This window comes from Pseudomonas sp. R3-41, assembly GCF_054161485.1.
Genome location: NZ_CP096421.1, coordinates 5,841,123 through 5,851,760 on the forward strand (window position 1 = coordinate 5,841,123; position 10,638 = coordinate 5,851,760).

The 10,638-nt window shown below is 62.7% G+C and carries 13 protein-coding genes; 5 read left to right on the forward strand and 8 right to left on the reverse strand.

From position 1 onward, the window contains the following. Positions 1–34 precede the first annotated feature (34 nt). Genes hpf through M1D99_RS25300 form a run of 4 tightly spaced genes read left to right on the forward strand, consistent with a single transcriptional unit; the run spans position 35 to position 1,971 of the window. Complete coding sequence (gene hpf, locus M1D99_RS25285) at positions 35–343, forward strand: ribosome hibernation-promoting factor, HPF/YfiA family (protein ID WP_003178005.1); 309 nt, start codon at positions 35–37, stop codon at positions 341–343. 12 nt (positions 344–355) lie between these two features. Then, positions 356–820, forward strand: a complete 465-nt coding sequence (gene ptsN / locus M1D99_RS25290; protein WP_186708763.1) for a PTS IIA-like nitrogen regulatory protein PtsN — start codon at positions 356–358, stop codon at positions 818–820. Positions 821–822: 2 nt separating this feature from the next. Continuing rightward, positions 823–1,680 carry an RNase adapter RapZ gene (gene rapZ, locus M1D99_RS25295; protein WP_186708760.1) on the forward strand — a complete coding sequence of 286 codons (858 nt, stop codon included), beginning with the start codon at positions 823–825 and terminating at the stop codon, positions 1,678–1,680. Positions 1,681–1,695: 15 nt separating this feature from the next. Next, complete coding sequence (locus tag M1D99_RS25300) at positions 1,696–1,971, forward strand: HPr family phosphocarrier protein (protein ID WP_186708757.1); 276 nt, start codon at positions 1,696–1,698, stop codon at positions 1,969–1,971. Positions 1,972–2,140: 169 nt separating this feature from the next. Here the strand turns inward: M1D99_RS25300 and M1D99_RS25305 are convergent, their stop codons facing one another. The 6 genes from M1D99_RS25305 to pmbA form a co-directional block, all read right to left on the reverse strand. Then, a complete protein-coding gene (locus M1D99_RS25305; protein WP_186708755.1) occupies positions 2,141–3,031 on the reverse strand; it encodes a ZIP family metal transporter in 891 nt (296 codons plus the stop codon). Between the two features lie 19 nt (positions 3,032–3,050). Then, positions 3,051–3,674 carry a superoxide dismutase gene (locus M1D99_RS25310; protein ID WP_186708752.1) on the reverse strand — a complete coding sequence of 208 codons (624 nt, stop codon included), beginning with the start codon at positions 3,672–3,674 and terminating at the stop codon, positions 3,051–3,053. A gap of 2 nt (positions 3,675–3,676) precedes the next feature. Continuing rightward, positions 3,677–4,117, reverse strand: coding sequence for a hypothetical protein (locus tag M1D99_RS25315; protein WP_186708749.1), 441 nt, complete (start codon positions 4,115–4,117; stop codon positions 3,677–3,679). Positions 4,118–4,145: 28 nt separating this feature from the next. Further along, positions 4,146–5,522: a class II fumarate hydratase gene (locus M1D99_RS25320; RefSeq protein ID WP_458130940.1), complete on the reverse strand. Its 1,377-nt coding sequence runs from the start codon at positions 5,520–5,522 to the stop codon at positions 4,146–4,148. Then, entirely contained in the window at positions 5,515–5,910 is a 396-nt protein-coding gene (locus tag M1D99_RS25325) for a FagA protein (protein WP_458130941.1), read from the reverse strand. Before M1D99_RS25325 ends, M1D99_RS25320 begins: the two co-directional genes overlap by 8 nt. A 259-nt stretch (positions 5,911–6,169) precedes the next feature. After that, positions 6,170–7,516, reverse strand: a complete 1,347-nt coding sequence (gene pmbA / locus M1D99_RS25330) for a metalloprotease PmbA (RefSeq protein ID WP_458130942.1) — start codon at positions 7,514–7,516, stop codon at positions 6,170–6,172. A gap of 108 nt (positions 7,517–7,624) precedes the next feature. Between pmbA and yjgA the strand changes: the two genes are divergently transcribed. Continuing rightward, entirely contained in the window at positions 7,625–8,149 is a 525-nt protein-coding gene (gene yjgA / locus M1D99_RS25335) for a ribosome biogenesis factor YjgA (RefSeq protein WP_014336624.1), read from the forward strand. A 153-nt stretch (positions 8,150–8,302) separates the two neighbouring features. Here yjgA and tldD read toward each other — a convergent pair whose 3' ends face one another. Both tldD and M1D99_RS25345 read right to left on the reverse strand, forming a co-directional pair. Beyond that, complete coding sequence (gene tldD / locus M1D99_RS25340) at positions 8,303–9,745, reverse strand: metalloprotease TldD (protein ID WP_458130943.1); 1,443 nt, start codon at positions 9,743–9,745, stop codon at positions 8,303–8,305. Positions 9,746–9,750: 5 nt separating this feature from the next. Next, positions 9,751–10,614, reverse strand: coding sequence for a carbon-nitrogen hydrolase family protein (locus tag M1D99_RS25345; protein ID WP_434572322.1), 864 nt, complete (start codon positions 10,612–10,614; stop codon positions 9,751–9,753). Positions 10,615–10,638: the final 24 nt, after the last annotated feature.

Here is a 10,638-nt window from a genome sequence, read left to right on the forward strand (position 1 = left end):
CCGCTTTATGCACTGGCAACGAAGGAGAAGCTGTATGCAAGTCAACATCAGTGGACACCAACTGGAAGTGACCGAACCCCTGCGCACCTACATCGGCGAAAAACTCGACCGATTGGAGAGGCATTTCGACAAGATCACCAACGTGCAAGTCACGATGAACGTCGAGAAGCTGCTGCAGAAAATCGAAGCCACGCTGCATATTCCCGGCGGAGAAGTGGTTGCCAACGCAGAGCACACAGACATGTATGCCGCGATTGACCTGCTGACCGACAAGCTGGATCGCCAACTCAAAAAGCATAAGGAAAAGACCCAGAGCCTCCTCCAGGGCGCTACCGGTCGTTAACCCCCCCAATCCATGATCCGACTAGAAACCATCCTGACCCCCGGCCGTTCCCAAGTGAACGCGCCGGGCGGCAGTAAAAAGAAAGCCCTCGAACAAATTGCCAACCTGATCCACCGCGAGGTGCCTGATCTGGTGATGCAGGACGTCTTCGAGGCCCTGGTTGCCCGTGAAAAACTCGGTTCCACCGGTTTTGGCAACGGCATCGCCATTCCTCACTGCCGTCTCAAGGGGTGTGCCGCGCCGATCAGCGCATTGTTGCACCTTGATACCCCCATAGATTTCGACGCCATCGACGGCGCCCCGGTCGACCTGCTGTTTGTATTGCTGGTTCCGGAAGCGGCGACCGATGCGCACCTCGAGCTGCTGCGCCAGATTGCCAGCATGCTGGACCGCAAGGAAGTGCGCGAAAAACTGCGCAGCGCACCGAGTAACGAAGCTTTGTACCAGGTGGTCCTGGACGAGCAGAACGGTCATTAAACATGCGCATGATCATCGTCAGTGGCCGCTCCGGCTCCGGTAAAAGCACGGCCCTCAACGTGCTTGAGGACAGCGGCTACTATTGCATCGACAACCTGCCCGCCGGCCTGCTGCCGGAACTGGCCGAGCGCGCCCTGATCCACACGGAACTGGCGCAGTCGCTGGTGGCGGTGTCCATCGATGCGCGCAATCTGCCGAGCCACCTGTCGCGCTTCCCTGAACTGCTCGAGGAAGTGCGCAGCCGGCATATCCAGTGCGATGTGTTGTACCTGGATGCCGATGAGGAGACGCTGCTCAAGCGCTTTTCCGAAACCCGCCGGCGCCACCCCCTGAGCAACGCCAACCGCTCCCTGGCCGAAGCCATCGAGGATGAAAGCCAACTGCTGGGGCCGATTGCCGACCTGGCCGACCTGAAGGTCAACACCACGCACCTGAACCTGTATCAGCTACGTGACACGATCAAGCTGCGCCTGCTGAACCAACCGGAGCCGGGCACGGCGTTCCTGGTGGAGTCGTTCGGTTTCAAGCGTGGCATGCCGGTGGACGCCGACCTGGTGTTCGATGTGCGCTGCCTGCCCAACCCCTATTGGAAGCCGGAATTGCGCGAGCAGTCCGGGCTTGACCAACCGGTGATCGACTACCTGGCCGCACAGCCGGACGTCGAGGAAATGTACCAGGACATCTCCAGCTACCTGCTCAAATGGCTACCCCGCTTTGCCGCGAGCAATCGCGCCTACGTCACGATTGCCATCGGCTGTACCGGCGGTCATCACCGCTCCGTCTACCTGACCGAACGCCTGGGTCAGCTCCTGCAACAATCCCTGAAGAATGTCCAGGTTCGCCACCGCGACCTCAGCTAAAGGATTCACATCGCGATGCCTGCTCGGGAAATTGAAATCATCAACAAGCTGGGTTTGCATGCCCGAGCGTCGGCAAAATTCGTCGGTGTGGCGGGAAAGTTTCCAGATACCACCATCAGGGTCGGACGTACGCCCGAGAGCACCGTCGACGGTAAAAGCATCATGGCGATGATGATGCTCGCCGCTGGCAAGGGCACGAAGATTCACCTGAGCACTGAAGGGGAGCAGGCGCAGGAAGCGATGGATGCGCTGGTGGCGCTGATCAACAACTACTTTGACGAAGGCGAATAACCGCCCCTGGACTCGAGCCGAGCTTAGTTGTGGCGAGGGAGCTTGCTCCCGCTCGGCTGCGAAGCAGCCGTAAATCCACAGCAGGAAAACACAACGGGGCCTGCTTCGCAGGCCAGCGGGAGCAAGCTCCCTCGCCACAACAGCACAAACGCATGGCCCCTGGATTGCATCAGGCCAACGCCGTATCCAACACCATCATCAGACAAAACCCCACCAGCAATCCCAGGCTCGCCAATTTCTCGTAACCATTGCGACGGGATTCGGGAATCACCTCATGGGTCACCACCAGCAGCATCGCCCCGGCCGCCAAGGCCAGACCCAGGGGCAAGAGCATCTCGGCCAGGCTCACCAACCAGGCGCACAACAGCGCGAACACGGGTTCGACCAGCCCGGACGCGGCGCCAATCAGGAACGCCTTCACCCGCGACATACCCGCCGCGGCCAGCACCAGCGCGATCACCAGCCCTTCGGGGACATCCTGCAAGGCGATACCCATTGCCAGGCTGTCGGCATCCGGCATGCCGCCGCCTGCGGACACGCCCACCGCCATGCCTTCTGGAATGTTGTGGGCGATGATGGCGAACACGAACAACCAGATCCGCGGCGCAATGACCGGACGTCCTGGCGCTGCGACCAGCCGTTCGGGGCTGGCTGAGACCTTGCGGTCCACCAGGTACAGCCCGAACGCCCCCGACATGATGCCAAAACAGATAAGACCGCTGGCGGCCCAAGGCGTGAGCCCCAGTTGCTCGGCCGCGGCAATGCCCGGCACGATCAGCGAAAACGCCGTGGCGGCGAGCATTACCCCGGCCCCGAAGCCTAGCAGCGAATCGCTCACAGCCTGGGGCATGCGTCGAATGACCAGCACCGGCACGGCCCCCAGCGCGGTACCCAAGGCGCACAACCCACCGCCTTGAAGCGCCCGCAACAGCTTGGGCTCCAGGTCCAGCCACGCCAGGCCCTGGGCCGCCAACAACGTCATGCCGGCCAACAGCAACAGCGACCCCAAGGCATAGCGGAACATCCGTCCGCCGCCAATCGCCAGTGTTTGAGTGTCCATGATCAGCCTTGGGTTGTGTTCATGAAGGACTTGAAGCCAGCGCTGCCTGATAGCGTCGGGCAACTTCAGGCCAATTGATCACGTTGTAGAAGGCGTTGATGTATTCAGGTCGACGGTTCTGGTAGCGCAAGTAATAGGCGTGCTCCCAAACGTCGAGACCAAGAATCGGCGTGTTGCCATTCATCAACGGACTGTCCTGGTTGCCGCTGCTTTCCACCACCAGGGTCTTTTGCGGGGTCACGCTCAACCAGGCCCAGCCGCTGCCAAACCGGGTCAGCGCCGCTTTGGTGAAGGCTTCCTTGAAACGCTCGATGCCGCCCAGTTGCGCGTCGATCGCCGCCGCCAGGGCGCCCTCGGGCTGGCCGCCGCCCTGGGGCGTCATCACTTCCCAGAACAACGAATGGTTGGCGTGACCACCGCCCTGATTGATCACTGCGGCCTTCAGGCTTTGTGGCAACTGCTCCACGCTGGCCACCAGTTTTTCGACGGGCCATTCGGCGTATTCGGTGCCATCCACCGCCGCGTTGAGGTTATTGATGTAGGTCTGGTGGTGCTTGGTGTAGTGGATCTCCATGGTTTGCGCATCGATGTGCGGTTCCAGGGCGTCGTAGGCGTAAGGCAATGCAGGCAAGGTAAAAGCCATGTTCAATGAACTCCATGATGAAGAGGGGCATAGCGCGGCCGGGGCGTGGTGGCATTGCAGTGCAGCAGACGTTGGGTACGCGGGTACTCACCGTGCTCGCTGATGAAATTCAGCAGTTCGACATAGGTCTTGTGGCTCTGGCGTTGCGCAGCGGCGCGCAGGGCCGGTGCCAGGCGTTCGTCCTGCATTGTCTGCAACAACCGCTGGTGGATCGCGCACAAGTATTCGGCGCTCTCCTCCGGCTGGTTCAAGCGCAGGTGAAGGTCCGCCAGGTTGTGGTGGGAGACGACGCAGGCAGCCACGGCTTCGTCGGCGTCCGCCCAACGCTCGAACAACACTTGGGCCAGCGCCAGGGCTTGCAGGTAGGCTTCGCGGGCATCCACCAGCTCGCCTTGCATGAAACAGCGATTGGCCCGTTCGATCGTACGTTTCCAATGTTCCATGATGAGTCCTCCACACAGGTGTCGGGGGTTACACGCCGCCAGCGGTGAGCTTCTCCGGGTCCAGCAGGACTTCGAGTTCGCTGCGCGTCAGGTCGGTGTGTTCCAGGGCGACATCGATGACCGGCCGGCCTTGCTGGTAAGCCTTCTTGGCGATTTCAGCGGCCTTCTGGTAACCGATGATCGGGTTCAGCGCGGTCACCAGGATCGGGTTGCGCGACAACGCTTCCTTGAGCCTGGCTTCGTTGACCTTGAACGTGGCGATGGCCTTGTCCGCCAGCAAGCGGCTGGCGCTGGACATCAGGGTGATGCTGCTCAGCAGGTTCTGGGCAATGATCGGCAGCATCACGTTCAATTCGAAATTGCCTGATTGACCGGCGATGGTGATCACCGTGTCGTTGCCGATCACCTGGGCGGCCACCATCGCGGTGGCTTCAGGAATGACCGGGTTGACCTTGCCGGGCATGATCGAGGAACCCGGCTGCAAGACCTCGAGTTCGATCTCGCCCAGGCCTGCCAGCGGCCCGGAATTCATCCAGCGCAGGTCGTTGGCGATTTTCATCAGCGACACGGCCGTGGTCTTGAGCTGCCCGGAAACCGCCACGGCGCTGTCTTGGGAGCCGATCAAGGCGAACAGGTTCTTGCCTGGGGTGAATTGCACCTGGGTCAATTGCGTCAGTTGCTGGCTGAACAACTCGGCGAAGCGCGGATGGGCATTGACCCCAGTGCCCACCGCCGTACCCCCCTGGGCCAGGGATTGCAGGCTCGGCAGCAGGTCTTGCAAGTGGCCGATATTGGCCTTGAGTTGCTGGGCCCAACCGTCGAGCACCTGGCTCAGGCGCACCGGCATGGCATCCATCAGATGGGTGCGGCCGGTCTTGATGAACGGGTGGACTTCTTTCGCCTTGCGCTCGATCACCTGCACCAGGTGCGACAGCGCCGGTAGCAATTGCTCATGCAAGGCCAGCGCGGCGCTGACATGAATGCTGGTGGGAATGACGTCGTTGCTGCTCTGGCCGCAGTTGACGTGGTCGTTCGGGTTGACCGTCTCTCCCAGCAGGCCGCTGGCGAGGGTGGCGATCACTTCGTTGGCGTTCATGTTGGAACTGGTGCCGGAGCCGGTCTGGAAGATATCCACCGGGAAATGGTCCATGTAACGACCTTCGAGCAGTCCCAGGGCGGCATCGACGATGGCCTTGCCCTGGGCCGCGCTGATCTGCTCCAGCTCTACGTTGGCCCGTGCGGCCGCGGCCTTGGCCAGGATCAGGGCTCGGATGAATTGCGTCGGCATCCGCTGGCCGCTGACCGGGAAGTTTTCCACGGCACGCTGGGTCTGGGCGCCATAGAGAGCGTCCACCGGGACGTGCAACTCGCCCATGCTGTCGCGTTCGATACGGGTATTACTCATCGGGAGATCCTTGCACCAATTCAATAAGGGGAATCGACGGCGCCAGGGCACAGGTGGCCAGCGCCCAGGCGTGACTCTGCCAACGCTTGAGGCGGCAGCGGCACAGTGATTGTCGTTCGAGGTCACGCAATGGTCGCCAGGCCTGGTCAAGGCAGAGGCTGCGCCAATGCCAGGGCAGCGCGACGTCCGAGGCGGTGTCGAGCAGCAAACGGAAGGCAGTTTCGGAAATCATCCACGGCGAGGTGGCGGTACAACACGCCAGGTAGCGGCCCTCGGCCAGGTAATGCTCGATCAGCTTCGGCTCGTCCGGGTTCATCGCGCAACGGATCTGGCGACTCATCCAGCGCCAGCTTTCAAGGTAGGGTTGTTCGTGCAGGGCAGAACTCATGACCGGGGCTCACTCGACGAATGAGATTCATTATTAGATGATAATAATAAGCAACACAACCGCAAGCGATACAAATTCATCGTGGCGAGGGAGCTTGCTCCCGCTCGGTTGCGCAGCGACCGCAAGATTTTTGGGTCGCTTCGCGGCCCAGCGGAAGCAAGCTCCCTCGCCACAAAAGCGCTCTCGCCACAGGATCGTCGGGCACAAAAAAGGCGCGTCACCCCCAGTGGATGACGCGCCTTTTTTACACGGTGAGGCGTTAGCTCCCCGCCACCATCATCCGCTCGATCAGCACCGAGCCGGTGCGGATGTTGCTGCGCAATTCCAGATCGTTGCCCACGGCCACGATCTGTTTGAACATGTCGCGCATGTTCCCGGCGATGGTCACTTCCTGGACCGGGAACTGGATCTCGCCGTTCTCGACCCAGAAACCCGCCGCGCCACGGGAATAATCCCCGGTGACCATGTTCAGGCCGTGGCCCATCAGTTCCGTCACCAGCAGGCCCCGACCCATGCGGCGCAGCAAGGCAGCCTGGTCTTCTTCGCCATGGGTCACGAACAGGTTATGCACGCCACCGGCATTGGCGGTGCTCGGCATGCCGAGCTTACGGCCCGAATAGGTGCCGAGGATGTAGGACACCAGTTCGCCGTTTTCCACGAACGGCTTGGCATAGGTGGCCAGGCCATCGCCATCGAACGCCGAACTGCCCATGGCCTGCATCAGATGCGGACGCTCGTCGATGGTCATCCATTCCGGGAACAGCTTCTGGCCCAGCGCGCCCTCGAGGAACGACGACTTGCGGTACAAGTTGCCGCCGGACACCGCTGACAAGAAGCTGCCGAACAGTCCACCGGCCAACTCGGCCGAAAACAGCACCGGCACTTCGCAGGTCGGCACCGGCCGCGCGCCCAGACGGCTGGCCGCCCGTTGCGCGGCTTTGCGGCCGATGCTCACCGGGTCCGCCAGCAAGGTGCCCTGGCAGCTCACGTCGTACCAGTAGTCGCGCTGCATCTGGCCGTCGGCTTCGGCGATCATCACGCAACTGAGGCTGTGACGGGTCGATGCATAACCGCCGATGAAACCGTGGCTGTTGCCGTAGACCCGGCAGCCCTGGTGGGTATTGAGCGTCGTGCCGTCGGCGTTCTTGATCCGGCTGTCGGCCTCGAATGCCGCCGCTTCGCAACGCAGTGCCTGCTCGATGGCCTGCTCTGGGGTGATGTCCCAGGCGTGGAACAGGTCGAAATCCTTCAGTTCCTTGCACATCAGCGCAGCATCGGCCAGGCCCGAAGCTTCGTCTTCGGAGGTGTGCTGGGCAATCGCCAGCGCGGCGGCGACGGTTTCGCGGATGGCGTCCGGGCCGCTGGCCGAGGTGCTGGCCGAGCCCTTGCGCTGGCCCACGTACAAGGTGATGCCAAACCCCTGGTCGCGATTGAACTCGACGGTTTCCACCTCGCGCTGGCGTACCGACGTCGACAGACCCTGCTCCAGGGACACCGCCACTTCGCACGCACTGGCACCCTGGCGCTTGGCCTCGGCGAGGATCTGCTCGACCTGTTCCTGCAGTGCCGGCAATGCTTGCGGGCCGACGCTTTGAACTGCACTCATGGTGTTCTCCACTCAAATTCTGTTTTCGGTGATGGCCATCGAGCGACCGGGCCGGACAAGCGGCCCCCGACTGGTTATCATGGCGGCGTTTCTTTGCGGACTGCCACCATGGTTGATTCTTACGACGACTCCCTCTACGAGGGTGAAAAAAGCAAATCCCAGGTCAAACGCGAGCTGCATGCTCTGGTTGACCTCGGCGAGCGCCTGACAACACTCAAGCCTGACTTGCTGGCCAAACTGCCTTTGACCGACGCCTTGCGCCGGGCCCTGGCCGATGCGCCCAAGCACACCGCGAATATCGCGCGTAAACGGCACCTGCAATTCATCGGCAAACTGATGCGCGATCAGGACACTGACGCCATCCTGGTGCTGCTCGATCAACTCGATGCCTCCACCCGGCAGTACAACGAACGTTTCCACAACCTGGAACGCTGGCGCGATCGCTTGATCGCAGGCGACGACGGCACCCTGGAAAAGTTCGTCATCGACTACCCGGAGGCCGATCGCCAGCAACTGCGCTCCCTGATCCGTCAGGCCCAGCACGAACTGGCGCAGAACAAGCCACCGGCCTCGAGCCGTAAAATCTTCAAGTACATCCGTGAGCTGGACGAGACTCAACGCGGCCTGCGTTGAGCTTCACCCGCTTCACGCCCCTCCACGGGGTGACTGTTACCGTGGCGAGGGAGCTTGCTCCCGCTGGGCTACGCAGTAGCCCAAATGCGGTTGCTACGCAACCGAGCGGGAGCAAGCGCCCTCGCCACGACTCAAGCAAGTCCCCGAATGTCTTCAAGCGCCCGTGCCACCCACGGTAATCGCATCGATCTTCAGGGTCGGCTGGCCGACGCCCACCGGCACCGATTGCCCGTCCTTGCCGCACGTACCCACCCCGCTGTCCAGCGACAGGTCGTTACCCACCATCGACACCTTGCTCATCGCCTCCGGCCCGTTGCCGATCAGGGTCGCGCCCTTGACCGGTGCGGTGATCTTGCCGTCTTCGATCAGGTAGGCCTCGCTGGTGGAGAACACGAACTTGCCGCTGGTGATGTCCACCTGGCCGCCGCCGAGGTTGGCGCAATAGATGCCTTTTTTCACCGAGGCGATGATCTCCGCCGGATCGCTCTGGCCACCGAGCATGTAGGTGTTGGTCATGCGCGGCATCGGCAGATGTGCATAAGACTCACGGCGACCGTTGCCGGTACGGGCCACACCCATCAATCGGGCGTTGAGCTTGTCCTGCATGTAGCCTTTGAGCACACCGTTTTCGATCAGCGTGGTGCATTCGGTCGGCGTGCCTTCATCGTCGACGCTCAGGGAGCCACGACGCCCCGCCAGGGTGCCGTCATCGACAATGGTGCAGAGTTTCGAGGCGACCATTTCCCCCATGCGCCCACTGTAGGCCGAGCTGCCCTTGCGGTTGAAGTCGCCTTCCAGCCCGTGGCCCACCGCTTCGTGCAACAGCACGCCGGACCAGCCGGAGCCGAGCACCACGGGTAATGTACCGGCCGGGGCCGGGATGGCTTCGAGGTTGACCAACGCCTGGCGCAGCGCTTCGCGGGCATAGCCCATGGCGCGGTCTTCACTGAGGAAATAACGGTAGTCGGTGCGCCCGCCGCCGCCATGGCCGCCGCGCTCGCGACGGCCGTTCTGCTCGACGATCACGCTGACGTTGAAACGCACCAATGGCCGCACGTCCGCCGCCAGGCCACCGTCGGTGGAGGCCACCAGGATCCGTTCCCAGACCCCGGCCATGCTGACCGACACTTGCTGGATGCGTGGGTCGAGGGCGCGGGTGGCGACGTCGATGCGCTTGAGCAGCTCGACTTTTTCGGCGCGGCTCATGACTTCCAGTGGGTTGTCCGGGGCATAGAGCTGCGCCACGTCCTGGCTGCTGAATGCCTGGACCGTGCCGTTCTGCCCGGCCCGGGAGATCGAGCGGGCCGCACGGGCCGCTGCGCCGAGGGCTTCGAGGGTGATGGCGTTGCTGTAGGCAAAACCGGTCTTTTCGCCGGACTGGGCACGCACGCCCACGCCCTGGTCGAGGTTGAAACTGCCTTCCTTGACGATGCCCTCTTCCAGCGACCAGGACTCGGAGATCTGGCCTTGGAAATACAGGTCGGCGGCATCGATACCCGGGCCGGCCAGGTCGCCCAGCACGCCTTGCAGGCTTTCGAGGGTCACGCCGCCGGGGGCTAAAAGGTGTTCACTGACTGAGGACAACAACCCGCTCATATGTTTTACGCCTTGAATTCGTCGTCTTGGACAGGCCGCTGTCGAGCGCCCTGCGAGAAAAAGCGCCGATGGCTGGCCACCGGCATGCGCGCCCTGATGGACGCCTGTTCGCTGCTGTCGCGCTCGGCCACCAGCACGGCCTCGCCTTGATCCTGTTGCGCCAGCACGCGACCCCACGGGTCGACAATCGCGGCATGGCCAAAGGTTTCCCGAGGCCCCGGATGCACGCCACCCTGGGCGGCCGCCAGCACATAGCACTGGGTCTCGATGGCCCGGGCGCGGATCAGCACGTCCCAATGGGCCGCACCGGTCACCGCGGTAAACGCCGACGGTGCCGTGATCAGCTCGGCCCCGGCAGCGCGTAGTTCGCTGTAGAGCTCCGGGAACCGCAAGTCATAACAGACCGTCAGGCCCACCCGGCCGACGGGGGTATCGGCCACCACCACGTTGGCACCATAAGCATAGTCATCCGACTCCCGATAGCGCCCGCGATTGTCCGCCACGTCCACATCGAACAGGTGCAGCTTGTCGTAGCGCGCCACGACCTGGCCCTGGTCATCGACCAGCAACGAACAGGCATGGGACCGGCCCTCGGGCTGGTCCTTGGGTGGCAACGGCAGCGTACCGGCCACAATCCATAACTTGAGGTCACGGGCGGCCTGTTTCAACCAGGGCAGGATCGGTCCCTGACCAAAGGCTTCGGCGCGCCCGATGTCGGCCACGTCCCGCCGCCCCATCGCCGCGAAATTCTCCGGCAGCACCGCCAGCCTCGCACCGCCAGCGGCAGCCTGCTCCAGCAGCACCCAGGCACGAGCCAGGTTCGCGAGCACATCGCTTTGGCTGACCATTTGAATCACGGCGACTGGCATGGTGTTCCCTCTTTATCCTCGCCC